This window comes from Sphingopyxis sp. GC21 (genome assembly GCF_025727575.1).
Classification (GTDB): Bacteria; Pseudomonadota; Alphaproteobacteria; order Sphingomonadales; family Sphingomonadaceae; genus Sphingopyxis; species Sphingopyxis terrae_A.
In genome coordinates, this window is the sequence record NZ_CP095845.1 from 3053355 (window position 1) to 3077626 (window position 24272).

A 24272-nucleotide genomic window follows, 5' to 3' on the forward strand; every position below is an offset into this window, starting at 1 on the left:
CAGAAGCCGCATCCGGCCGCGCCGGTCAACCTGCGCGATTGCTCCGCAACGCCAGGCCGACTTTCTCGAAATAGCTGGCCATCCGCTCGGTCCCCGCATCGGTCAGGCGGACGATGGTCCGGCGGCGGTCGCGTTCGTCGATCGACCGTTTGACGAGCCCCATCGCCTCGAGCGAGGCGATCATCCGCAGCCCCGACGACAACGGCACGCCGGCCCCCGTCGCGAGGTCACTCGCGCTCAGGATACGGCCATTGGCATTGGCCAGCATCAGGTCGAGCATCATGTCCCACGTCGGGCCCGACATCTGCGCGCTGCCGAAATGATGGCGCCGCATACGGCGGGCCTGGATACTGAACGACAATTGGTCGACCAGCCGCGGCGCCGCCACGTCGCTGCGCGGTTCGAGCTCGACGCGGACCGGCGCCGCCGACTCGTCGCCGCCGCGCGCGGCGAGCAGCTCGTGAATTTCGTCGATACGCGATTTCAGATCGGCAATTTCTTGGTTGGAAAATTGCTGCATGTGATGGGACCCCTGGTGCGCCTTCAGGCGCTACACTCCGACACCACCCCTCCGCCTGGTCGAACCCGATGCGTACAGAATGACGAACAAGATCGGGTAAGAGATATACATTGAAAGCAGCGCGTAGGGACGCGCCAATATCTCCGAAAACATCAGCTTCTGGACATGGCCGAAAATGGCGATCAACTGCCATCCCGTGATCCAATAGGGCCAGAAACGCTGCGTTTTCAATGCGATGAACCAAAAGCTCGCGAGCGCGACCAGGTCTATCGCAAAGATATTATATTCAATATGCGACCAATCCGGATTGGGTGCGAGGAGGGTGGTGCACACCGACGCGAGCAGGGCCGTATAGGCGGCCCAGCGCTCGAGGGGACCGCCGCGCCACATCGCGACGGCCACCGTGGTCAGCAGAACCGCATAATAGCCCGCTACGGTCCACATGTGGTTCGTCCACCCCCGCTCTTGAACTTACGACGCTTTGGCGAGCGGCAGATGCGCCACCGCGGGATCGCCGTGATCGTTGCTGCCATCCTCGACCAGCGTTGCCGCCGGCGGCTTGACGCCTGCACCGAACATGCGCGTGCCGAGACCGACCTGCTTTTGCGTGACGCTGAGCGCGAGATGCGCGTCGGTCAGCAGCTGACGGACTTCGCCGGCCGCGGCAAGCGCCTGCGCAACCTTGGCCATCGCTTCCTGGCCGACGATCGCCGACATATTGGTATCGCGCCGTGCGGTGGGCAGCGTCGCGGCGAGACGCGCGATGCTGATCATCGTATCGTCGATCGCATCTTCGGCCTGATGGAGGTCCGAGGCGATCTTCTTGGCGGCAGACATGCGTTCATTCAGCATAATCCTGGTCCTTGTATACGAATGCCGACGGAATCCCCCCCGCAGCATTCAGGTCAACACACGACCAAGACCGACAAGGATCGAATAGAGGGCGGAAAAAGCCAAAATGGTCGCAAATGCGATCAGGATTGGCCAGATAATCCTTTCCATCAACCCGTGCCGGTTGGCCGGCTGGGACGCGGTAGGAAATGGCGAACCGATATCGAAAAGCCGCCGGATCGAACTGCGCCCCACACCGGCTTCATCGGCGGGCGCCTCGTCGCCTAGGCTGATCAATTGATATCTCAATGGCTGATAGGGAGTAACTTGGTCGAATACACCGTTACGTGCCAAAATCGTCGCAGCCTCTATCCTGTTGGATGCATTGAGTTTTTTCAAAGCGCGCCGCACACGCTCATCAACCGTGTGCGGGGATACATCCATAATGCGAGCAATCTCTTTGGAATTTTTGTGCTCAAAAACCAGCCGCAGCGTTTCGATTTGCGCGGCCGAAAGGAGACTGATGTAATTGTCTGGGTCACCCTGCACACAAAAGGGCATAGAGGATCATGATTCGAAATCAAGTTACGAGGGGCGCGATAGGCGTATCATCCTGCGTCACCGGCACGCCCGAGGCGCGAATTTCCGGGATTCCGCGACGGCGCCTCATCCCGCCAGAGCGGAAGCTCTCGCTATTTCCAAATGCCGCGCATTCGGCTAGGCGAACGGCGTGACCGACTGTGCATCCTGCGTCGTGCGAAACCGCGCGATCTGTGCGAGCCTCAATCCCGAGGAGCTGTTGCTGCTCGGCAAGATGGGGCGCAAGCAGCGCGTCAAGGCGGGCCAGACGCTGCTCTGGGAAGGCGACGACGCACCGGTGGTCGCCAATGTCCTCGAAGGCGTACTTAAACTGGTCGTCGCGACCGCCGACGGGCGCGAGCAGATCGTCGGCATCGTTTTTCCGTCGGATTTCATCGGCCGCCCGTTCGGCAAGGAAAGCCCGTACAGCGTCACCGCGATGACCGATGCCGAAGTCTGCATTTTCAACCGCAACGCCTTCGACGAATTTGCAGGCAACCATCCCGACCTGCAACAGAAGCTCTTGCGCCGCACGCTCGACGAACTCGACCGGGCGCGGCACTGGATGATGCTGCTCGGTCGCAAATCGGCGTCGGAAAAGGTCGCCTCCTTCCTCCTCGAAATGTCCGAACGGCTTTCGGGGCAGGGATGCCAGGTCGGCGGCACGCGTAACGGTTTCGAGTTACCCTTCGGACGCCAGCAAATCGCCGACATATTGGGGCTGACGATCGAAACGACGAGCCGTCAGCTCACCCGGATGCGCTCCGACGGTCTTCTGGACCTCCCCTCGCGCCGCGAGATCGTGATTACCGATCGCGACGCGATGGAAGCGATGGCGGGATAGCCGGCGGCGTCGGCGACACACCCCCACCACCCGGCGGGGACATGTCGCCGATCAGCGCCGCGCGCCGCTTCAGAAGCGGAACGCCACCCCCGCGCTGATCACCCACGGGTCGAGCTTGTGCTTGGTTTGCAGCACTTCGGTCGTACCCGCATACCAGGTCGCGGTCGGACGCAGGAAATAGCGCTTCGCATCGAACGAGACCGCCAGCCCCTTGTCATTCACGGGAATATCGATCCCGGCCTGCACCGCGGCGCCGAACTTGTCGTTGATCTTCTGCCGCGTCGCGCCCAGTCCGCGCGTCGTCACGCCCGGCTTTTCGTCGATGAAGAAGAAATAGCTCGGGCCGGCGCCGACATAGGGCTGAATCCCGCCGTCGCGGCCGAAATGATATTTCAGCGTCAGCGTCGCCGGGATGATCTTGACGTCGGACACCAGCTCGGCACCCGCCAGCGCCCCGGCGCCATCGACGTCGTGCTGGGTCACGCCGGCAATGGTTTCGAGCGAGACATTGTCGGTGACGAAATATTCGACCGCGATCGTCGGCGTGACATTGTCGTTCGCCTTGCTCTGCGTCCCGGCGGGCAGGCTGAGGCCGTCATATTTAACGTCGGTGATCTTGCCGTCGGGCGCGACGAGGGTCGCGAGCAGCTTCACCTGAACGTCCCCGGCCTTGGCCTGGGCCTGGCCCGGAACCACCATCGCGGCGGCCAGAGCGGCGAGGGAGAGATAATGCGTCTTCATGTCGTGACTCCTTGCGTTGACGAGCGCCTCCCTGCGCTTGCCCGCCGCACCGCGCATTGATGGAACGCAAAAAATTGCTTGATCCTGGTCAATGTTTTGGCCACCGTCCCCGTCCATGAGCGGTTCCCAGCCGTGCGGTCGAAGGGACCGCGCCAAGCAGGGACAAGCATTATGGACGGTGTGGTATTGAAAGCGGGCGGCTGGCTGGGCCTCGCCCTTCTCGCGCTCGTGATGGCGGCGCTCGCGGTCGATGCGCCCTTTGCGGTGCATATGGGGATCGTCGCGGTCGCCTGCCTCGCCGTCCTGTGGGCCACCGTCTCGCGCGCCGATTTCGACGGCATCGCGCGCGGCATATTGAAAATGCCCGCGGACGAAGGCGTCTATGACGACGACCCGATCCGCTGGGGGGTGATCGCGACGATCTTCTGGGGCGCCGCGGGTCTTATCGCGGGCCTTTATATCGCGCTCCAGCTTGCCTATCCCGCGCTTAACCTGGGGTTTGAATATACGACCTTCGGACGGCTGCGCCCGCTGCACACCTCGGGCGTGGTTTTTGCTTTCGGCGGCAATGCGCTGATCGCGACCAGCTTCTATGTCGTCCAGCGCACCTGCCGCGCGCGGCTCGCCTTTCCGGGCGCCGCCCGCTTCGTCTTCTGGGGCTATCAGCTTTTTCTGGTGCTCGCAGCCACCGGCTATCTGATGGGCGTCACCGAAGCGCGCGAATATGCCGAACCCGAATGGTATGTCGATCTGTGGCTGACCATCGTATGGGTCGTCTATTTTGTCGTGTTCGTCGGCACGATCGTCAAACGCCGCGAGCCGCATATCTATGTCGCCAACTGGTTTTACCTCAGCTTCATCATCACCATCGCGATGCTCCACATCGTCAACAATCTGTCGGTGCCGGCAACGATCTTCGGGTCAAAAAGCTATTCGGCTTTCGCGGGGGTGCAGGATGCGCTGACGCAATGGTGGTACGGGCACAATGCGGTCGCCTTCTTCCTGACCGTACCCTTCCTTGCGATGATGTATTATTTCGTCCCCAAGCAGGCCGAACGGCCGATCTACAGCTATCGCCTGTCGATCATCCACTTCTGGTCGCTGATCTTCCTCTATATCTGGGCGGGTCCGCACCATCTGCACTATACCGCGCTGCCCGATTGGGCGCAGACGCTGGGCATGGTCTTTTCGGTTGTGCTGTGGATGCCGAGTTGGGGCGGCATGATCAACGGGCTGATGACGCTGAACGGCGCATGGGACAAGATCCGCACCGATCCGATCATCCGCATGATGGTGATCGCCCTCGCCTTCTATGGCATGGCGACCTTCGAGGGGCCGATGCTCTCGATCAAGGCGGTCAACTCGCTCAGCCATTATACAGAATGGACGATCGCGCACGTCCATGCCGGCGCGCTGGGCTGGAACGGCATGATCACCTTTGCCGCAGTCTATTATCTGGTGCCGCGCCTGTGGGGACGGCCGCGCCTCTATTCGCTGCGCATGGTCAACTGGCACTTCTGGCTCGCGACACTGGGGATCGTCTTCTACGCCGCCTCGATGTGGGTCGCCGGGATCATGCAGGGTCTGATGTGGCGCGAATATGGCGCCGACGGCTACCTCGTCTACAGCTTTGCCGAAACCGTCGCGGCGATGCACCCGATGTATCTGATCCGCGCTGCCGGCGGGGCGATGTATCTCGCCGGCTTTGTCCTGCTGATCGTCAACGTCTGGGCGACGATTGCTGGCAAGGTCCGCGAAGAGAAGCCGATGACCGAGACCCCCTATAACGCCGCCGCGGACCGCCCGCTGGCGCCCGTTCCCGCCGAATAAGGAGCCTCCAGGCCATGGCCACCCAATCCACCGAAAAGCGCTTCAGCCACAAGAAGCTCGAACGCAATATCACCCTGCTTGGCTTTTTTTCGCTCGTCGCCGTGGCGATCGGCGGCATCGTCGAGATCGCGCCGCTGTTCTGGATCGACAATACCGTCGAAAAGGTCGACGGCATGCGGCCCTATACTCCGCTCGAACTCGCCGGCCGCAACATCTATATCCGCGAGGGCTGCTACCTTTGTCACAGCCAGATGATCCGACCCTTCCGCGACGAGGTCGAACGCTATGGCCACTACAGCCTGGCGGCGGAAAGCATGTACGACCATCCCTTCCAATGGGGGTCGAAACGCACCGGCCCCGACCTGGCGCGCGTCGGCGGCCGCTATTCGGACGAATGGCATCGCGCGCACTTGATCGATCCGCGCAGCGTCGTGCCCGAATCGATCATGCCGCCCTATGCCTTCCTTGCCGAAAACGACCTTCGGACCGACGATCTGCGCAACGACCTGACCGCGCTCTATCGCGTCGGCGTTCCCTATACCAAGGAGGATATCGCCAAGGCCAACGAGGATTTGAAGGCACAGGTCGATCCCGCGTCGGCCGCCGATCTCCAGAAACGCTATCCCAAGGCACAGGTCCGCGATTTCGACGGCGATCCCGCGCGTCTTACCGAAATGGACGCGCTGATCGCCTACCTCCAGATGCTCGGAACGCTCGTCGACGTCGACAAGGCGGCGCCGCAGGAACAGGCGCACGCCGCCGACATCGCGCAGGAGAAAGCGCGATGACCTATGACGAGATACGGCATTTCGCCGATAGCTGGGGCTTGATCGTCATGGTGGCGATGTTCCTCCTCTTCATCGCCTGGCCGTTCCGCAAGGGAGCCGCCCGCCACCATGACGAAGCAGCGAACATGATCTTCAAGGAAGACGACAATGGCCGAAGATAAGCGCATCGACGAAGTGACGGGCACAGCCACCTCCGGTCACGAATGGGATGGCATCGAGGAACTCGATACGCCGATGCCGCGGTGGTGGCTGTGGTCACTCTATGCGACGATCATCTGGGGGATCGTCTATGTGATCCTCTATCCCGCCTGGCCGATGATCCGCAGCGCGACCGAGGGCACACTCGGCTGGAGCAGCCGCGGCCAGCTCGAAAAGGAACTCGCCGCCGAAACCCGGCGGCGCGCTCCGATCGTCGACGCAATCGCCGCGACGCCGATCGCCGAACTGCCCGCCAGACCCGACCTGATGCAGGCGGCCACCCAGGGTGGCGGCGCGGCATTTCGCGTCCATTGCGTCCAATGTCATGGTGCCGGCGGCGCCGGGGTCAAAAACCTCTATCCCAGCCTGACCGACGATGATTGGCTGTGGGGCGGCGACCTTGCCGCTATCCATTATACGATCACCAACGGCATCCGGAATCCCGACGTCGCAGCGACGCGGACCAGTCAGATGCCCGCCTTCGGCCGCGACGGCATCCTCGACGCCCGACAGATTGCCGATGTCGTCAGCCATGTCCGCGTGATCAGCCGCCAGGAAAAACCCAGCGCCTCGTCGGCGCGCGGCGCCGCGCTCTTCTCGGCCAATTGCGCGGTCTGTCACGGCGTGGGGGGCGAAGGCGGCCGCAGCGTCGGCGCCCCCAGGCTGACCGACGCCATCTGGCTCTATGGCGGCGATCGCGCCAGCCTGACCGCGACGATCAACCATCCGCGCAACGGCGTGATGCCGCACTGGGGCGAACGGCTCGATCCGGTGACGATCAAGATGCTGGCCGCCTATGTCTATTCGCTGGGCGGCGGCGAAAAGGCGCCCGCCCCCGCAGCGGTCGCCGCAGCCGCCCCGAAAGGACAGGGAGCCGATGGCCAGCCCTGACGATCCGACCGGCGGCACGGCATCGCTCTACGCGGCGCGCAAGGGCGTCTATCCCAAGCGGGTGGACGGCCCTTTTCGCCGCCTGAAATGGGCGATCATGGCGGTGACGCTGGCGATCTATTACGCGACGCCATGGATTCGCTGGGACCGTGGCCCCTATGCGCCCGATCAGGCGGTGCTGGTCGACCTCGCGCACCGGCGCTTCTACATGTTCCAGATCGAAATCTGGCCGCACGAATTCTATTATGTCGCCGGCCTGCTGATCATGGCGGGCATCGGCCTGTTTCTGGTGACGAGCGCGGTCGGCCGCGCCTGGTGCGGCTATGCCTGTCCGCAGACAGTGTGGACCGACCTGTTCCAGCATGTCGACCGGCTGGTCGATGGCGACCGCAACGCGCAGATCCGCCTCGCGCAGGGGCCGTGGACGGCCGAAAAGATCGCCAGGCGCGCGCTCAAATATGCGATCTACCTGACCGTCGCCTTCTGGACCGGCGGCGCGTGGATCATGTATTTCGCCGATGCGCCGACGCTGACGCACGATTTCTGGACCGGCCAGGCGGCGCCCGTCGCCTATGGCACCGTCGCGGTGCTGACCGCGACAACCTTCGTCCTCGGCGGCTTCATGCGCGAACAGGTGTGCATCTACATGTGCCCCTGGCCGCGCATCCAGACCGCGATGATGGACGAAAAGTCGCTGCTCGTGACCTACAAGGACTGGCGCGGCGAACCGCGCGGCAGCACCAAGAAGGCGATGGCGCACCCCGGCGCCTTCGGCGACTGCATCGATTGCAACCAATGCGTCGCGGTCTGCCCCACCGGCATCGACATTCGCGAAGGGCCGCAGATCGGCTGCATCACCTGTGCGCTGTGCATCGACGCCTGCGACGGGGTGATGGCGCAGGTCGGCCGTCCGCGCGGCCTGATCGACTATTGCACGCTGGAGGATGCCGCCGCGGAAAAGGCCGGGGGCACCGCGCGGCCGGTGCGCAAGACGCTGTTCCGTCCGCGCACGATCATCTATTTTTCGATCTGGTGCGCGATCGGCGCCGCGATGCTGTTCACGCTGGGCCAGCGCACGCGGCTCGACCTGGCCGTCCAGCACGAGCGCAGTCCGCTCTACGTCCAGCTTTCGGACGGGTATATCCGCAACAATTACACGCTCAAGCTGCGCAATATGGAAACGCGCCCGCGCGGCGTCGAGGTGACGGTCAGCGGGCTCAAGGACGCGGCGCTGTGGACCGAGGAGGGCTCGCGCGACAAGGCGGCGCAGCGGATCACGCTGACGCTCGCACCCGACAGCGTCACCCGCGTCAAGCTGTTCGTCGCCGCCCCCGCCGCGGGCGCGGCGCGACAGGATTTCACCATCGCGACGCGCGGCCTCGACGGCGATCCGCGCGGCGACAGCGAGACCATCCAGTTCGACCGGCCGCCGGCCGACAATCAGGAGCCCGGACAATGAGCAAGGCGCGCCGCTTCACCGGTTGGCACATGACGACGATCCTCGTCGCCTTCTTTGCGGTCGTCATCACCGTGAACATCGTCATGGCGCGCTTTGCCCTCTCGACTTTCGGCGGCACGGTGGTCGAAAACAGCTATATCGCGAGCCAGCACTACAACGAATGGCTCGCCCGCGCCGCCGCGCAGGACCGGCTGGGCTGGGACAAGAGCGCCACGCTCGATGCCGACCGCCACATCGAACTCGCCGTCCGCAGTCAGGGCAAGCCGCTCGGCGGGCTGGCGACGACCGCGACGCTCAGCCACCCGCTCGGCCAGTTGCCGGCGCGCGCGGTGCATTTCGCGCCGGCAGCGGACGGCCGCCTGATCTCGCGCGAAACGGTGCCGGCAGGCCGCTGGCGGCTCGACCTTTCGGTCCGGCACGGCGCCGACGAGGCCCGCTACCAGATCGATCTGCAATGAGCGTTGCCACCGCCTCGCCACTGGTCGAGCGCGACTTCGCGGTTCCCGATATCCGCTGCGCGGGCTGCATCTCGAAGCTTGAACAAGGGCTGGTCCGCGACCGGCGCATCGCTTCGGCGCGCGTCAACTTCACCGAAAAGCGCGTCCATATCGCCTGCACCCCCGACGCCGAGACGCCCGATCTGGTCGGCGCCTTCGCGCTGCTGGGGTTCGAGGCGCATCCGATCGGCGACGCCCCCGGCGAAGGCGATCCCGAAGCGGCGAGCAGCCGCGAATTGCTGCGTGCGGTGGCCGTCGCGGGCTTCGCGATGATGAACGTCATGCTGCTGTCGGTATCGGTCTGGTCGGGCGCCGAGGGCGCGACACGCGACCTGTTCCACTGGCTGTCGGCGGCGATCGCGCTGCCGACCGTCGCCTATTCGGGGCGCCCCTTCTTCCGCTCGGCATGGCGCGCGCTGCGCCACGGCGGGACCAATATGGACGTGCCGATCAGCATCGGCGTCGTCATCACCAGCGCGCTCAGCGTCTACGAAACCGCGACGCACGGCCAGCACGCCTATTTCGACGGCGTCGTCATGCTCCTCTTCTTCCTGCTCTGCGGACGTTGGCTCGACAGCGTGATGCGCGACCGCGCCCGCGGCGGCGTTACCGCCCTGCTCCGCAACATGGGCACCGGCGCGACGGTGCTGCGCGGTGAAGACAGCGGCCATTGGGTCGATGCGACCGCGCTTCAGCCGGGCATGGTGATGCTGGTCGCCGCCGGCGAACGGCTCGCCGCCGACGGGGTGATCGTCGCGGGGTCGACCCAGATCGACCTGTCGCTGCTCACCGGCGAAAGCGCGCCGCAGGCGGTGCATGTCGACGACCATGTCCACGCGGGCACGCTCAATCTCGGCGCGCCGATCCGCGTCCGGATCACCGCCGCGGGCGCCGACACCGCCATCGCGGATATCGCACGACTGATGGGCGAGGCGGCGCAGGGCAAGTCGCGCTATGTCCGCATCGCCGATCGCGCCGCACGCTTCTATGCGCCCGCGGTCCACACGCTCGCGCTGCTCGCATTCACGGGCTGGATGATCGCGGGCGCAGGCTGGCATCATAGCCTCCTGATCGCGGTCGCGGTGCTCATCATCACCTGCCCCTGCGCACTCGGCCTTGCGGTTCCGGCGGCGCAGATCGTCGCAGCGGGGGCGCTGATGCGGGTCGGTGTGCTGATCAAGGACGGCTCGGCGCTCGAACGCATGGCCGAGGTCGACCGGGCGCTGATCGACAAGACGGGGACGCTGACGCTCGGCCGGCCGGTCGCCACCGATCTCGACGCCGTCGATCCCGCCCATCGCCCGCTGCTCCTCGCGTTGGCGCAGGCCAGTCGCCACCCGCTCAGCGAAGCGCTGACGCGCGGTCTGTCGGCGCTCGGCGTGGTACCCGAAGCGGTCCAGACTATACGCGAAACGCCGGGTTTCGGGATCGAGGCGGACTGGCATGGTCACAAGGTCACGCTCGGGCGCCCGCAAAGCCCCGCGGCGGGCACCGCGCTGGCCACCGAACTCGCCATCGACGGCGATCCGCTCGCGACGATCCGCTTCGCCGACCAGCTTCGCCCCGACGCACGCGCCGCAATCGACGCGCTGGCGGCCGAGGGAATCGACGCGACGATCCTGTCGGGCGATCGGGCCGAGGCGGTGGCACCCGTCGCCCGCGAACTCGGCATCACCGCCCAGACCGGCATGACGCCGCAGGACAAGCTCGCCGCGATCGCCCGTCATGCGGGCGCCGGACACCGGGTGCTTATGATCGGCGACGGCCTCAACGACGGCCCGGCGCTGGCCGCCGGCTATGCCTCTATGGCGCCGGGATCGGCAAGCGACGCGGGCAAGAATGCCGCCGACTGCATCTTCCTCGGCGACCGGCTGATGCCGGTGGTGCAGACGGTGCGCATGGCGCGCCGGACGCAGCGGATCGTGAAGCAGAATTTCGCGCTCGCCATCGGCTATAATATCATCGCGGTGCCGCTCGCCATCTTCGGCCACGTAACCCCGTTGATCGCGGCCATCGCGATGTCGGGTTCGTCGCTGATCGTGGTGGGCAACGCGCTGCGCCTGAAGGCGGCGATCCGGTGAACGGCCTGCTTTTCCTGATCCCGATCGCGCTCGGGCTGGGACTGCTCGGTCTTGCGGCCTTCTTCTGGTCGCTGCGCCACGGCCAGTTCGACGATCTCGACGGCGCCGCATTGCGCATCTTCGTCGAGGATGAAGAGGATGCCGTGCCATGATCCTGCGCCCGCTCGCCTCGCTCGCCGCCGCCACCGGACTCGCCTTCGCGCCGCTTGCCAGCGATGCGCAGATCTTGCTGCTTCCCGCATGCGGCGGCGGGACGCATCTGCTCGTCATTCCCGGCGCCCCGGACAAGCCCGGCGACCACCCCTGTTCGAAGCCCTGCCATGCCGTGACCGAGCGGCGCAGCAAGCCGACCGACGACAAAAAGGGTTGTTGCTGACATGGCCGCCGCCGCTTTGACCTTGGTCAATGCGGCAAAGACCGCCCGCCCGTAGGACCATGGCCATGTGGACCTATTATCCTGAGCTGCTCGCAAAGCCCGTGCCGCGCTACACCAGCTATCCCACCGCGGTGGAATTCGGCGACGCGGTGGGCGAAGCCGATTATGCGCGGGCGCTTGATGCGATCGAGCCGGCCACGCCGCTTTCGCTCTATGCCCATATCCCCTTTTGCGAACAGATTTGCTGGTATTGCGGCTGCAATACCGGGGCCGCGGGCCGCAAGCAGCGGCTCGCCGACTATCTCGTCGCGCTACGCGCCGAAATCGCGATGGTGGCGAAACGGATCGGCGGCCGCGCGCGCGTCCAGCATATCGCTTTTGGCGGCGGCAGCCCCAATGCGGTCGCGCCCGTTGAATTCGTCCGCATCCTCGACCGCCTGCTGACCGTCTTCGACGTCAGCCGGCCCGAAATATCGATCGAGATCGATCCGCGCGGCTTCACGACCGAATGGGCGCTTGTGCTCGCCGCGTCGAACGTCACGCGCGTCAGCCTGGGCGTTCAGACCTTTGCCCCGCACATCCAGCAGGCGATCGGCCGCGTCCAGCCGCTCCGCGATATCGAGGCGACGGTCGCGGCGCTGCGCCTGCGCGGGATCGACGCGATCAATTTCGACCTGATGTACGGGCTGCCGGGGCAGAGCATCGCCGATCTTAACGCGACGCTCGACGAAACGATCCGCCTCGCTCCCAGCCGGATCGCGCTGTTCGGCTATGCCCATCTGCCCGCGATGTTGCCGCGGCAACGACGCATCGACGCGACCGACCTGCCCGACGACCGGTTGCGCTTCGAACAGGCGGCGCACGGTTTCGAACGGCTGACCGCGGCGGGCTATATTCCCGTCGGCTTCGATCATTTCGTGCTGCCGGGCGATCCGCTTGCCGCGGCGGCCAAGGCGGGGCGCGTCAACCGCAATTTCCAGGGTTTTACCGAAGACGACGCCCCCGTCCTCCTCGGCTTCGGGGCGAGCGCGATCAGCCGCTTTCCGGGGTTGATCGTCCAGAATGAAAAGCGCGCCGGCCCCTATCGCGACCTGATCGGCGAAGGGCGGCTTGCCGCCGTGCGCGGCGTCGCGGTAGCCGATGAAGACCGCCTGCGCGGCGCGATCATCAAGGCCATCCTGTGTCAGGGACGCGCCGCGCTGCCCGCGGCATGGGCCGATGCCGCGCGCCCGGCGCTCACCGATGTCGCGCAGCGCGGACTGATCCGCTGGGATGGCGACGAACTGGTGCTGGATGAGGGGTCGCAGCCTTATGCCCGCACCATTGCGGCGCGCTTCGACCGCTTCCGCGGCACCATCGCCCCTGCCGATACCGCCGCCATCGCGCGCTGATCGCGCGCCGCGCTTCGCCGGAACAAGAAAGGCCAGCTCTCGGGGCGCGAGAGCTGGCCAGCAGCAGGTTGTTCGGGGCTTCGGGTGCCGGGGTCAGCCCTTGCAAGCCTGCTTGTTCTTGTTGCCGGGAAGGCTGCAATTATAGGTCACGGTCTTGCCGTTCGCCTGCTTCGCCTTGACCATATGGCCGGTGGGGCGGGCTGCGGCGACGCGCTGCGATGCGGCCTTCGGCTTGGCGGCAGCCTGCTTGACGGGCTTTGCGGCGGGCTTGACCGCGGTCGTCGCGGGCTTCGCCGGGGTGGTTGCCGCAAAGCTCGGGGCGGCGATCATCATCGTCGCGGCCAGGCCGACGCCGATCAGGGAACCAAAACGTGCCATCTCTATCACTCCGAATGGTCCCGCCGCACGGTCCCGGTCAACGCGACGGGGCCGGCGGGGAAACAGGACGTCCAGGGCGGGGTCTGGGTGGACAGGGGGCGATCCCGCCTTGGACAAACCCCTATTAGGCGGCCGCGACCGACGGGGTGATGGCCGCGACATGACAATATGGTAATTTGCGCGCCAGCATCCGGACGGCCGACCGGTTTCATAACGCGATCCTGCTCAATGGGAGTATCCCCGTGACCGCGCACGCCGACCTGGCATCGATCGCCGAACCCGCTTCGCCCGCCGCCCGCCGCGGCGGCGTGGGGCGCGGCGTCCGGCTGGCGCTCGCCGGCCTGCTGCTGGCGCTGCTCGCGCTCGGCGATTTTTATGTCTGGGCGGGCTATTATCACGGACCCCTCTACCGCGATCTCGCGTCGGACGCCGCCGGACCCGACCGGCCTGCGATCGTGATGCTGTCGGGCGACATGGGGAACAAGGTCGGCATGACCCCGCCGGTGTCGCGGCGGATCAATCGCCGCGGCTACGCGGTAGTGACAGTCAATTCGCTCGCCTATTTCTCGCCGCGCCGGACGCCGCAGGAAGCGGCAACGCTGATCGAGAATGCGATGGCGCGGGCGATGCGGCTCGGCCGCACGCGCCGCGTCGTCCTGATCGGGCAATCCTTTGGCGCCGACATGTTGCACGCCGGCCTCGCCGCGATGCCCGCGGCCGACCGGACGCCGATCAGCGCCGTCATCCTGATCGTCCCCGGCCACGATATCATCTTCCGCGCCTCGCCGATCGAACTCGCCGGTCTCGAAATCCCCGACCAACTCGCCCTGCCGACCGCATCGCAGCTCGACTGGGCGCCGCTCACCTGCATCTGGGGCATCAAGGAAAATGACAGCCTGTGTCCCGAACTGACCTTGCCCGGCGTGCGCAAGATCGCCTTGCCGGGCGGCCACAAGCTGCAATCCGACGACGCGGCGCTCGAGGCCGCGATTTTCCCTGCCATTGCGCATGCGACCGACCGGATGCACGCACCGCCCCAACGGAGAAACTGATATGAAGGCTCTGGCAATCGCTCTGCTGCTCGGCGCCGCGACCGGCATTCCGGCCCCGACGCCCGCCGCCAGCCCGATCGGCGTCTGGCAGAATCCGAAAGGCACCATCCTGGTGCGCACGCGCAATTGCGGCGCGATGCTGTGCGGCAATATCGTCTGGGCCAGCCCCACCGCCCTCTCCGACGCGCGCGACGCCGGTGTCACGGCATTGATCGGCACCGAATTGCTCAGCGACTATCGCGCGACGGGTGCGGGGCGCTGGACCGGGCAGGTCTATGTGCCCGACCAGGGTCGTCGCTTTTATTCGACGATCGAGGTAAGGAACCCGAACAGCTTGCGAATTTCGGGTTGCATCCTGGGCGGGCTGATCTGCAAACATCAGGAGTGGACGCGTCGATGACGGTTTTCGGGGGCGTGCGATCCTGGGCCTCGCGGCATCGCCGGACGTTGTCGATCGCAGCCGCGCTGGTCGTCGCGGCGCTCGGCTTCACCGCGCTCTATCATTTGCTGCATTCGGTGCGCCCGCACGCGATTCGAGAGGCTTTTCGCGCGGTTTCGAACGTGCAGATCGGATTCGCGCTGCTGCTCACCGCGGCCAGCTATCTGCTGCTCACCCTCTACGACACGGGGGCATTGCGCGTCATCGGCCGCAAACTGCCCTGGCGCACCGCGGCCCTTGCCTCCTTCACAAGCTACACGCTCAGCCACAATCTGGGCCTGGCCCTGCTGACCGGCGGCTCGGCGCGCTACCGCGTCTACCGCGCCGCCGGGCTCAGCGGCGGAGAGGTCGGCAGCGTGATCGCGCTCGCCAGCCTGAGCTTCTGGAACGGCGTCGTTCTGCTCGCGGGTCTGGCGGCCATGGCGAGTACGCAGTTGCTGCCGATTTTCGACATCGGCCTGTCGCTGCACTGGTTGCATCTCGGCGGAATGGTCGTCGCGACCCTGTGCCTGATCCCGCTGCTGCTCCGCCATTTCGGGCTGACCGCGCTCGACATCGGCGGATGGCGCACCCCGATCCCGGACCTGAAGACAAGTGCGTCGATGACGCTCGTCGCCGCGCTCGATCTGGCTGCGGCCAGCGCGGCGCTGTTCGTGCTGCTGCCGGCGCCCGACCCAGCCGCCTACCCCGCCTTTTTCCTTGGCTATGCCTTTGCAATCATTGCCGCGCTGATCAGCCATGTGCCCGGCGGGCTCGGCGTGTTCGAGGCGGTGGTGATCGCGATGGTCCCCGGCGACAAGGCGCAGCTCCTCGCCGCGCTGCTCGCCTATCGCGTCATCTATTATCTGCTGCCGCTGCTGCTCGCCGCGCTGCTGCTTGCCTGGCACGAAAGCAAGGCGTGGCACGCCCCGGCGCGCCAGTTCGCCGCGGCGAGCGAATCGCTTCTCCGCGAACTGGCACCGCCGCTGTTCGCCGCACTTGTCTTCGCCGGCGGCCTGATCCTGCTCCTGTCGGGGTCGACCCCCGCCGAGGCGGGACGGATGCACGATTTGCGGCATATCCTGCCGCTGCCCTTCGTCGAGGCATCGCATATCGCGGCCAGCCTGTCGGGTACGCTGCTGCTTTTCCTGGCGCCCGGCCTGCTACGCCGCCTCAACGGCGCCTTCGTTGCGACGCGTGCGCTGTTGCTAGCGGCCGCCATCTTTTCGCTGACCAAAGGGTTCGACTATGAGGAGGCGGTCATCCTCCTCGCCATCTGCGCCGCGCTGCAATGGAGCCGCCCGGCCTTTTATCGCAAGACCGCGCTGATCGACGCACCGCTGTCGACCGGCTGGATCGTCGCCGCGCTGATCGCCATCCTCGGCTCAGCCTTCGTCGGCCTCTTTGCCTATAAGCATATCGATTATACCAGCAGCCTGTGGTGGCAATTCAGCTTGCGCGGCGACGCGCCGCGTTTTCTGCGCGCGAGTTTCGGGATCGCGGTGCTGATCACCGGCCTCGCGCTGTGGCGGCTATTCGCGCCGTCGGCCCGCACGGTGCGCGATACGCCGGTGGGGTTCGATGCCCTCGAACCGGCGCTGGCGCTCAGCGACAGCACCGATGCCTTTCTGGCCTATACCGGCGACAAGCGCTTCCTGCTCGCCGACGAGGGCGACGCCTTCCTGATGTACCGGGTGCAGGGCGGCAACTGGATCGTGATGGGCGATCCGGTCGGCAACGAGGACCGATGGGCCGATCTCTTGTGGAAGCTGCGCGAGATGGCCGACGCGGCGCAGGGGCGTATCCTGCTCTATCAGATCAGCGCGGCCTGCCTGCCGCAAGCGATCGACCTTGGGCTGTCGATCGTCAAATATGGCGAAGAGGCGCGCGTCGAGCTTGCCCGCTTCACCCTTGCCGGGCCGCAGGCAAAGACGCTGCGCCACGCCGAGCGCCGCGCGGTGCAGGACGGCGCCGAATTCGCCGTAATCGCCGCCGCCGAGGTTCCCGCGCATCTGGCCGAACTCAAGGCCGTGTCGGACGATTGGCTACACGCGAAGAAGCAGCGCGAAAAAGCGTTCAGCCTCGGCCGCTTCGATCCCGCCTATATGGCGCGCTTTCCCTGCGCGGTGGTCCGGATAGGGGGGCGGATCGTCGCTTTCGCCAATATTTTGGCGACCCCCAATGGCACCGAAATGTCGGTCGACCTGATGCGCCATGTGAAGGACATCCCCTATGGCGTCATGGACTTCCTGTTCATTCGCCTGATGCAACATGCGCAGCAAGCGGGATACCGCTGGTTCACGCTCGGCATCGCGCCACTGTCGGGGATCGAGGGGCGCAAGCTTGCGCCCGCTTGGGCGAAGGGTGCCGCCTTCGTCTTTCGCCATGGCGAGATGCTCTATGGTTTCGAAGGTTTGCGCAGCTACAAGGCAAAATTCGCGACCGATTGGCAGCCGCGCTACATCGCCGGACCCCGCGGCATGGCCTTTGCGCAGGCGATGGCGGCGGTGCACCAGATCGTCTCGCGTGCGCCGGTGCGCAATGACACGCGCGCGCCCGTCGCCGCCACGGCCTGATCGCCGGCAAGATTACCGCAGTTTCATCTTCGCGCCATCGGGCGGTGGGACGCGGCCTGCTACGCCGGTCCAATGGACCCGCCGCGCATCCGATCCATGCCGCCGACGGCCTTGTTGATCCTGCTGCTGGCGGGGATCATTTTTCTGTCGGCGCGGCTCTATGCCTCGCCGCATTCGCGTGGCGGGGGGCAGGTGGGGGGATTGACCTTCGAAGCGGAGCCTGTCCGGCGCCACCAGCCGATCGCGCTCGTCGTCACCAGCGTCGAGGACGGCGGTCCGGCGGCAAAAGCCGACATTGCGGCGGGCGACCGGATCGACCGGATCGATGGCCGCCCCATTGCGTCGGCGGCCGATGCCGCCGCGCGGCTACGCCGCGACGCGCGCAAGGGGGTGACGCTGCGCATTCGCCGTGGCATCCGGACAAGCTATAAGCATCTTCCCGCGACGCGCGGGCCACAGCCGGGGACAGTGCATGTCGCAGAAAATATTGCTCGTCGAAGATGACCGGACGACCGCCGATTTCATCAGCAAGAGCCTGACCGGCGAAGGCTTCGTCGTCGATCATGCCGCCGACGGCCGCGACGGCCTGTTTCATGCAACCGATGGCAGTTACGACGCGATCATCCTCGACCGCATGCTGCCCGGCATGGACGGCATGGCGCTGCTCGCGGCGATGCGCGCTGCGCAGATCGCGACGCCCGTCATCATCCTGTCGTCGCTGGGCGCGGTCGATGCGCGGGTCGAGGGACTGACGTCGGGCGCCAATGATTATCTGGTCAAGCCCTTCGCCTTCTCCGAGCTGCTGGCCCGGCTCAAGCTGCTCCTTGCCAAGCCCGGCAACGGCCCCCAAGTCGAAACGGCGCTGCACTGCGAGGATCTGGAAATGAACCTGCTCAATCGCCGCGTGACGCGCGCCGGCAAGCGGATCGAACTGCAGCCGCGCGAGTTTCGCCTGCTCGAATATCTGCTCCGCCACAAGGAGCAGGTGGTGACGCGCACGATGATGCTGGAGGGGGTTTGGGAATATCATTTCGACCCCGGCACCAATGTCGTCGATGTCCATGTCAGCCGTCTGCGCCGCAAGATCGACGACGGGTTCGCAACGCCGCTGGTCCATACGATCCGCGGCGCGGGCTATATGCTCGGCGCCGCGAGCTGACCGCCGGATGCGCGCAGGCTTCTTTCAATCGACGATCGTCCGCCTGACGCTGGCGCTGGTGATCGCGCAGGTCGCGGCGCTGGCGCTCGGCCTGACGATCATCCACCGCTTCACCCAGGCGACGATCATCGACGACGCGCGAATCGCGGCCGAAGTCGCGCGCGACGATTTTGCCGAAACCCAACGCCAGCAAGGGCCCGAAGCGCTGGTTCAGGCGATCCGCGACCGGCTCACCCGGCGCGACGACCGCAATTTCGTCGTGCTGTTGAAGGCACCCGACGGCACGCGCGTCGTCGGCAATCTCAGCCAATGGCCGGCGACGGTGTCCGACCATGAAGCGTGGCGCGAAATCCGCCTGTTCCGGCAGGATGCGGCCGAGGCCGAACCGATCGGGTTGATTACCACGCCGCTTCCCGGCGGCTATGCCCTGCTGACGGGCGAAGTGCTCGAGGCGCAGGTTCAGCTCGCGCGCGCCAGTCAGGCCGCCTTTCTGTTCGCGCTCGCGGTCGGCATCACGATCGCCGGAATCGTCGCCGCGTTCGTCGCCTGGCTGCTCGGGCGGCGCATCGACGTCTTTTCGCGCGCCGCCTCCGCAATTGTCAGCGGCCGGCTCGACGCGCGGGTGGAGCGCGACCGGACCGGTGACGCCTTCGACCGGCTCGGCGTATCGATCAACGCGATGCTCGACCGGATCGAAACGCTGGTCGGCGAGCTGCGCATGCTTACCGATTCGATGGCGCACGATCTGCGTTCGCCGGTCGCGCGGATGAAGGCGAAGCTGGAACAGGCGCTGGGCCGCGCGCGCGACCCCGAAACGACGGCGGCGCTTGCCGGTGCGATCGACGAGGCCGACAGCCTGCATCGCCTGCTCGACACCGCGCTGGAGATCAGCCGCGCCGAGGCAGGCATCGGCCGCGACCAGTTCACGCGGTTCGCACTCGCGCCGCTGCTCGAAGACATGGCCGAAGTCTATGGTCCGCTCGCCGAGGATGAGGGCTTTGCCATTGCGGTCGCGGCACCCGCGGACCTTGAGGTCGTCGCACACCGCGAGATGCTGGTGCGCGCGCTGTCGAACCTGATCGACAATGCCCTGAAATATGCGGCCGGCGGCACGCAGATCCGGTTGACCGCGGCCCGAGAAGCCAGCGATGCGATCGACCTCGCGGTAATCGACGACGGTCCCGGCATCCCCGCCGACCGCATCGCCGAAGCGACGCGACGCTTCGTCCGGCTCGATCCTGCGCGCGGCGGATCGGGCGCGGGGTTGGGATTGTCGCTGGTCGAGACGATCGCGCATATGCACGGCGGTCGGATGACGATTACACCCGGGCAGCCGCACGGCACCGTCGTCACGCTCCGGCTGCCGGTCGTCGCGCCGGCCGCCTGAACGCTACGGCCCCGAACGCTTCGAATTGACGCCGAAGCCGAGGCGACGCTGCTCGGCAGCGGCGGACACCGCTGGCACCATGGCGTCATGCAGATGTCCGGTGCGCATATCCATCTCGTGCTTCCCGACGCCACCGAGCGCGCCGCCTGTTTCCGCGCGCTTGCCGATGGCCGCCATATCGTCCGCAGCTTTGCGAACGGCGCCGACTGGCTCGACGCGGGGGCGGCGGACGATTGCGCCGTGCTGCTTTTCCACTGAGCCCAGCCCGGCGCGGTCGATGGCAGCGCAATGCTCGCGGCGATCGCACAGTCGCCCGATATCGCCTGCTTCGTCGCCGCGAGTCGGCTGAGCGTCGGCGAAAGCCGCGCCATCCTGCGCGGCGGCGCGACCGATCTGCTGCCCGCCCCGCTCGATCCGCGGCTCGTCCGGTCGGTGATCGGCGATGCGTTGACGGCTTGGGAGCGGCAGCGTGCAATGCACGCGGACCGGCGCGCCGCCGAGGCGCGCCTCGCCGCGCTGACCCCGCGCGAACGCGATATATTGGATGCCATAGCGGCGGGGCTCGGCAACAAGGCAATCGCGCGGCGGCTCGACGTCAGCCCGCGCACCGTCGAGGTGCACCGCGCCAATATCATGCGCCGGTCGGGCGCGGCGAGCGTCGCCGAGCTGCTGCGGCTGCGCTTCACCGTCGAATTCGCGCGGGGCCCGAGCGCCAATCCCGTCCATTTCGGAGCTTGATGTCTGCCCGCCTCCGGCCAGCGCGATAGATTGGCCCCTATAAGAGAATCGAACGGTCCGTCGCCCCTGTGTTGGTCCCCAAGGGCGATCCGTTCGACCGCGCGTGCCATCCCCACCTGGCCGCGCATCCCAGCCGGGCCGGCGGAGGATGTTCCACTTCCGTCGGCCCCTTTGGCGCTGGCCCCTTCGCGGGACCTCGACAGACAGACGGGCTAGCCCGTGACGAGCGCGCGCTGTTCCGGGCGGCCCATCGACAGCAGGATCGGGTCCGCCGCCTGACGCGCCATGAAGTCGGCCTTGCCCGCGATTCCCTGCCATTCGATGCCGATCAGCGCCTGCGCGATCGCGCCGCCCAGCGTATCACCGGGGCCGGGCAGGATGATCACGTCGGGCGCATATTCCTTGACCGCAACCTGCACCGACAGCGCGAAATCATAGGGCGCAAGGATCTGATGCCCGAAGGTATAGTCCCAGATGCCCCAGGGATTGCTGGAAAAGCGCCGCCAGATATGACCGCGACCGTCGACCATCGGCAGGTTGGGCATGCCGAACAGCGCCGGGGGCAATTCGATCTTCGCCTTGTCCGAACTGCCGACCATCAGCGGCGTATGAAAGGGGCCATGTCCCGCCAGCCGCAGCGGATCGCGGCCCGGCGTCGGCGCCGCCTCGGCAAGCAAGGCGGCCAGCCCCTCTTCATTGCCCGCGAGGACAAGCATGCCGGCAAGGTCGATCGAAAGCGCGAGCGCATGACCCGGGCGCGCGGCGATGTCGGCGACGAGCCCCAGCAGGCTGGCGCGCAGCCCCGGCACCGGGCGCCAGTCTTCATCGACGATCTGCACCAATATCTGCCCGCCCGGCCCGTGCGTCTGGCTGTTGAGACCCATAGCATTGGCGATACGAAAGCCGTCCTCGACCGACACCGCGCCGCCAAGCGCGAGCGCGCTGTACCAGCCCATCGAATTGCCCGCGACGGCGACGATGTCATATCGGGCGCGGTCGATGCTGAGCCAGTCGAGCAGGGTCGCGGTGTAGATCAGCGGGGCCGCGACATCGCCGCGCATGTGCGTCGCGACGCTGAAGCGATCGGCGCCGTCGAGTTCGCTGACCGTCGGCTGGTCCCGCTCGCGGCGCTGGGCGTCGAACCCGGCGATGATATCGCCGAAGCGTGCGCCGTGCAGCCGCGCGATGCTGCCAAGCTCGCCCTTGCCATAGGTGCCGCGGCCGGGGGCGACGACAAGCGCGGTCTTCTTCGCCGCCGTCATGCCAGCAGCTCCTTCGCGGCGGCATAGATCGAATCGCGGCTCGGCAGCGTCACCGTCGCCGCCTTGCCCAGCGGGATGAAGCTGTCCTCGGCGGCGATGCGCGCCAGCTTCTTCTCCGGCGTGCGTTCAGTAAACAGCGCCATCAGCGCCTCGCTTTGCGAACCGGTGATGCGGCATTCGTCGACGATCAGGACGCGTTTCGCCTCGCCGACCGCGGCAACGAGCTTGTCGGCATCGACGGGACCGAGCCAGCGCAGGTCGATTACGCGCGCCTTGACGCCGTCGGCGGCGAGCAGCTTTTCGGCCTGCCGCGAGAGATAAGTGCCGTTACCATAGGTCACGATCGCCAGATCGGTTCCGTCGCCATGCACGCCGACATCGCCCAGCCGGATCGGCGTCCCTTCGCCGGGCGCTTCATAGGCGCTCGTCCACAGGCCATCGCCCTCTTCGTGCAGGTCGCGCGTCATATAGAGCGCGATCGGTTCGACGAAGACCACGACGCGCTGCTCCTCGCGCGCCAGCCGCACGCATTCGCGCAGCATCTGCACGGCGTCGCGCCCGTTCGACGGCACCGCCAAGATTACCCCGGGAATGTCGCGGAACACCGCCAGGCTGTTGTCGTTGTGGAAGTGTCCGCCGAACCCCTTCTGATAGCCGAGCCCGGCGATCCGGATCACCATCGGGTTGGTATACTGGCCGTTCGAAAAGAAGCTCAGGGTAGCCGCCTCGCCGCGGATCTGATCCTCGGCATTGTGGACATAGGCGAGGAACTGGATTTCGGGCATCGGCACGAAGCCGTTGTGCGCCATGCCGATCGCGAGGCCGAGGATCGCCTGTTCGTCGAGCAGCGTGTTGATAACGCGCGCCGAACCGAAGCGCTGATGCAGCTTGGCGGTTACATTGTAGACGCCGCCCTTCGGCCCGACATCCTCACCCGCGACGACGATTTCGGGATAGGCGAGCATCAGGTCGGCGAGCGCCCAGGAGAGCAGCCGCGCCATATGCATCGGCTTGTCCATCTGGTTCGCGTCGCCGGCGAACAGCGCCGCGCGCTCGTCGGTCGAGGGGCGATTGGCCGGCGGGCGGTCGATCTTCGGCGGAACCAGGCTCTCCATTACCGCCGCGGCGGTGGTCAGCTTGGGGCGGCGTATCGCAGCTTCGGCCTGCCGCGCCAGCGTTGCGCTGATCTCTTCATAGGCATCGGCGACTTCGGCGGCCGACATCCATCCCTGTTCCACCATCAGCGCCGCACCGGCGAGCAGCGGATCGCGCGCCTCGTCGGCTTCGATCAGCGCCTTGGGCAGATAGGCGCCCTGCACGTCCGACCCGGCATGTCCGTAGAGCCGCACCGTTCCCATATGGAGAAACACCGGCTTGCGCGTGCGGCGCGCGAAGTCGGCGGCCTCTTTTGCGCCCGCGTAGGCCGCGACAAGGTCGGTGCCGTCGCACTGGATATAATGCAGCCCGGCGCGGTGGCGGAACTGCGCCTCGATCCACCCCGTCGGAGTGCGCGTCGAGATGCCGATGCCGTTGTCTTCGCACAGGAAGATCAGCGGCAACGGCGTGCCCTGAAAGGCCGACCAGCCCGCGGTGTTGAACGCGCCCTGCGCGGTCGAATGATTGGCCGACGCATCGCCGAAACTCGCCAGAACCACCGCGTCTTCGGGCAGCGGGAGGCCGCACATGCCCAGTCGCCGCGCGATACCGATCGAAAAGGCGGCACCCACGGCCTTGGGCAGATGCGACGCGATCGTCGATGTCTGCGGCGGGATCGCGAGCGGCTTCGACCCGATGACCTTGTGCCGCCCGCCCGAAATCGGATCCTCGGCCGAAGCGGCGAAGCTCAGCAGCATGTCCCAGTCGGGGGTCTGCCCGGGGAGCTGGCGCGCGCGGTGAAGCTGAAAGGCGTTCGAGCGATAGTGGAGGAACGCCATGTCGGTGACGCGCAACGCCGCCGCGACCGCGGCATTGCCCTCGTGCCCCGACGATCCGATGGTATAAAAGCCCTCGCCGCGTGCCTGCAGCGTCCGCGACAGCCGGTCCATCTGGCGACTGGTGAGCTGCGACAGGAAAATGTCGGTGGCATCCGACCGCGTCAGCCCGGCACGCGCGGGATCGGGCGCATCGGCGCGGCGCGCGAGCGTTCCGCTCGCCAGCGCGCCGAGAAATTTTTCATGTACCGCCTGTGCCGCGTCCACGCTGTCCTCCTGCCGGTCTTCCGGTTGCCGGTGCAACCATTTGCCGCCGTCTCGCGCAGCTAGAACGGGGGCTGCGGG

General features: G+C 66.4%; 27 protein-coding genes. 19 read left to right on the forward strand and 8 right to left on the reverse strand.

The genetic code is table 11. The features are described 5' to 3' along the window. Positions 1-25: 25 nt before the first annotated feature. From MU856_RS14810 to MU856_RS14825, 4 genes are read right to left on the reverse strand one after another with little or no spacing between them, the layout of a single operon-like run. The gene (locus MU856_RS14810; RefSeq protein ID WP_003041520.1) at positions 26-520 is read right to left on the reverse strand and encodes a MarR family winged helix-turn-helix transcriptional regulator; all 495 of its coding nucleotides are present in this window, start codon (positions 518-520) and stop codon (positions 26-28) included. A 30-nt stretch (positions 521-550) separates the two neighbouring features. Continuing rightward, on the reverse strand, positions 551-964 hold the full coding sequence (locus MU856_RS14815) for a hypothetical protein (RefSeq protein WP_003041525.1): 414 nt from the start codon (positions 962-964) through the stop codon (positions 551-553). Between the two features lie 27 nt (positions 965-991). After that, a complete protein-coding gene (locus MU856_RS14820; protein ID WP_062901618.1) occupies positions 992-1372 on the reverse strand; it encodes a hypothetical protein in 381 nt (126 codons plus the stop codon). A gap of 48 nt (positions 1373-1420) precedes the next feature. Further along, on the reverse strand, positions 1421-1900 hold the full coding sequence (locus MU856_RS14825; protein ID WP_231292865.1) for a response regulator transcription factor: 480 nt from the start codon (positions 1898-1900) through the stop codon (positions 1421-1423). Between the two features lie 181 nt (positions 1901-2081). On the opposite strand from MU856_RS14825, the gene MU856_RS14830 reads away from it, so the two are divergent. Further along, on the forward strand, positions 2082-2774 hold the full coding sequence (locus MU856_RS14830) for a Crp/Fnr family transcriptional regulator (RefSeq protein ID WP_003041534.1): 693 nt from the start codon (positions 2082-2084) through the stop codon (positions 2772-2774). 69 nt (positions 2775-2843) lie between these two features. On the opposite strand, the gene MU856_RS14835 is transcribed toward MU856_RS14830, so the two are convergent. After that, on the reverse strand, positions 2844-3515 hold the full coding sequence (locus MU856_RS14835) for an OmpW/AlkL family protein (protein ID WP_003041537.1): 672 nt from the start codon (positions 3513-3515) through the stop codon (positions 2844-2846). Between the two features lie 171 nt (positions 3516-3686). On the opposite strand from MU856_RS14835, the gene ccoN reads away from it, so the two are divergent. The 10 genes from ccoN to hemN all read left to right on the forward strand — a co-directional run bounded on the left by ccoN (position 3687) and on the right by hemN (position 13026). Further along, positions 3687-5345, forward strand: coding sequence for a cytochrome-c oxidase, cbb3-type subunit I (gene ccoN, locus MU856_RS14840; protein WP_003041542.1), 1659 nt, complete (start codon positions 3687-3689; stop codon positions 5343-5345). Positions 5346-5359: 14 nt separating this feature from the next. After that, complete coding sequence (gene ccoO, locus MU856_RS14845) at positions 5360-6133, forward strand: cytochrome-c oxidase, cbb3-type subunit II (RefSeq protein ID WP_003041545.1); 774 nt, start codon at positions 5360-5362, stop codon at positions 6131-6133. After that, entirely contained in the window at positions 6130-6294 is a 165-nt protein-coding gene (locus MU856_RS14850; RefSeq protein ID WP_003041548.1) for a cbb3-type cytochrome c oxidase subunit 3, read from the forward strand. Before ccoO ends, MU856_RS14850 begins: the two co-directional genes overlap by 4 nt. After that, positions 6281-7222, forward strand: coding sequence for a cytochrome-c oxidase, cbb3-type subunit III (ccoP, locus tag MU856_RS14855; RefSeq protein WP_263587818.1), 942 nt, complete (start codon positions 6281-6283; stop codon positions 7220-7222). The genes MU856_RS14850 and ccoP overlap by 14 nt, the downstream gene beginning before the upstream one ends. Beyond that, a complete protein-coding gene (gene ccoG / locus MU856_RS14860) occupies positions 7209-8681 on the forward strand; it encodes a cytochrome c oxidase accessory protein CcoG (protein WP_062901616.1) in 1473 nt (490 codons plus the stop codon). The genes ccoP and ccoG overlap by 14 nt, the downstream gene beginning before the upstream one ends. Continuing rightward, positions 8678-9139: a FixH family protein gene (locus MU856_RS14865; protein WP_062901615.1), complete on the forward strand. Its 462-nt coding sequence runs from the start codon at positions 8678-8680 to the stop codon at positions 9137-9139. Before ccoG ends, MU856_RS14865 begins: the two co-directional genes overlap by 4 nt. After that, positions 9136-11259 (forward strand): heavy metal translocating P-type ATPase, encoded by a 2124-nt coding sequence (locus MU856_RS14870; protein WP_234178470.1) that lies wholly within the window; start codon positions 9136-9138, stop codon positions 11257-11259. Before MU856_RS14865 ends, MU856_RS14870 begins: the two co-directional genes overlap by 4 nt. Beyond that, positions 11256-11411, forward strand: coding sequence for a cbb3-type cytochrome oxidase assembly protein CcoS (ccoS, locus tag MU856_RS14875; RefSeq protein ID WP_062901613.1), 156 nt, complete (start codon positions 11256-11258; stop codon positions 11409-11411). Before MU856_RS14870 ends, ccoS begins: the two co-directional genes overlap by 4 nt. Continuing rightward, on the forward strand, positions 11408-11635 hold the full coding sequence (locus MU856_RS14880; protein WP_003041565.1) for a hypothetical protein: 228 nt from the start codon (positions 11408-11410) through the stop codon (positions 11633-11635). Before ccoS ends, MU856_RS14880 begins: the two co-directional genes overlap by 4 nt. A gap of 65 nt (positions 11636-11700) precedes the next feature. Next, on the forward strand, positions 11701-13026 hold the full coding sequence (gene hemN, locus MU856_RS14885) for an oxygen-independent coproporphyrinogen III oxidase (RefSeq protein WP_202988478.1): 1326 nt from the start codon (positions 11701-11703) through the stop codon (positions 13024-13026). A gap of 93 nt (positions 13027-13119) precedes the next feature. On the opposite strand, the gene MU856_RS14890 is transcribed toward hemN, so the two are convergent. Next, a complete protein-coding gene (locus MU856_RS14890; RefSeq protein ID WP_003041572.1) occupies positions 13120-13404 on the reverse strand; it encodes a hypothetical protein in 285 nt (94 codons plus the stop codon). Positions 13405-13646: 242 nt separating this feature from the next. On the opposite strand from MU856_RS14890, the gene MU856_RS14895 reads away from it, so the two are divergent. The 8 genes from MU856_RS14895 (at position 13647) to MU856_RS14930 (ending at position 20734) form a co-directional block, all read left to right on the forward strand. After that, on the forward strand, positions 13647-14456 hold the full coding sequence (locus tag MU856_RS14895; RefSeq protein WP_202988459.1) for an AcvB/VirJ family lysyl-phosphatidylglycerol hydrolase: 810 nt from the start codon (positions 13647-13649) through the stop codon (positions 14454-14456). Between the two features lies 1 nt (position 14457). Beyond that, positions 14458-14856: a DUF2147 domain-containing protein gene (locus tag MU856_RS14900; RefSeq protein WP_062901610.1), complete on the forward strand. Its 399-nt coding sequence runs from the start codon at positions 14458-14460 to the stop codon at positions 14854-14856. Next, positions 14853-17450: a bifunctional lysylphosphatidylglycerol flippase/synthetase MprF gene (gene mprF, locus MU856_RS14905; protein WP_062903101.1), complete on the forward strand. Its 2598-nt coding sequence runs from the start codon at positions 14853-14855 to the stop codon at positions 17448-17450. Before MU856_RS14900 ends, mprF begins: the two co-directional genes overlap by 4 nt. 72 nt (positions 17451-17522) lie before the next feature. Next, positions 17523-17954, forward strand: a complete 432-nt coding sequence (locus tag MU856_RS14910; protein WP_062901609.1) for a PDZ domain-containing protein — start codon at positions 17523-17525, stop codon at positions 17952-17954. After that, positions 17923-18609, forward strand: coding sequence for a response regulator transcription factor (locus MU856_RS14915; protein ID WP_058812258.1), 687 nt, complete (start codon positions 17923-17925; stop codon positions 18607-18609). Before MU856_RS14910 ends, MU856_RS14915 begins: the two co-directional genes overlap by 32 nt. Before the next feature lie 7 nt (positions 18610-18616). Further along, positions 18617-19996 (forward strand): ATP-binding protein, encoded by a 1380-nt coding sequence (locus MU856_RS14920; protein WP_263587819.1) that lies wholly within the window; start codon positions 18617-18619, stop codon positions 19994-19996. Positions 19997-20083: 87 nt separating this feature from the next. Beyond that, on the forward strand, positions 20084-20254 hold the full coding sequence (locus tag MU856_RS14925; RefSeq protein ID WP_263587820.1) for a hypothetical protein: 171 nt from the start codon (positions 20084-20086) through the stop codon (positions 20252-20254). Between the two features lie 30 nt (positions 20255-20284). Beyond that, the gene (locus tag MU856_RS14930) at positions 20285-20734 is read left to right on the forward strand and encodes a response regulator transcription factor (protein ID WP_263587821.1); all 450 of its coding nucleotides are present in this window, start codon (positions 20285-20287) and stop codon (positions 20732-20734) included. A gap of 212 nt (positions 20735-20946) precedes the next feature. Here the strand turns inward: MU856_RS14930 and MU856_RS14935 are convergent, their stop codons facing one another. Together MU856_RS14935 and MU856_RS14940 are read right to left on the reverse strand one after the other, a co-directional pair. Further along, on the reverse strand, positions 20947-21996 hold the full coding sequence (locus MU856_RS14935; protein ID WP_003041586.1) for a hypothetical protein: 1050 nt from the start codon (positions 21994-21996) through the stop codon (positions 20947-20949). Beyond that, the gene (locus MU856_RS14940) at positions 21993-24194 is read right to left on the reverse strand and encodes a thiamine pyrophosphate-dependent enzyme (RefSeq protein ID WP_263587822.1); all 2202 of its coding nucleotides are present in this window, start codon (positions 24192-24194) and stop codon (positions 21993-21995) included. Before MU856_RS14940 ends, MU856_RS14935 begins: the two co-directional genes overlap by 4 nt. Between the last annotated feature and the right edge of the window lie 78 nt (positions 24195-24272).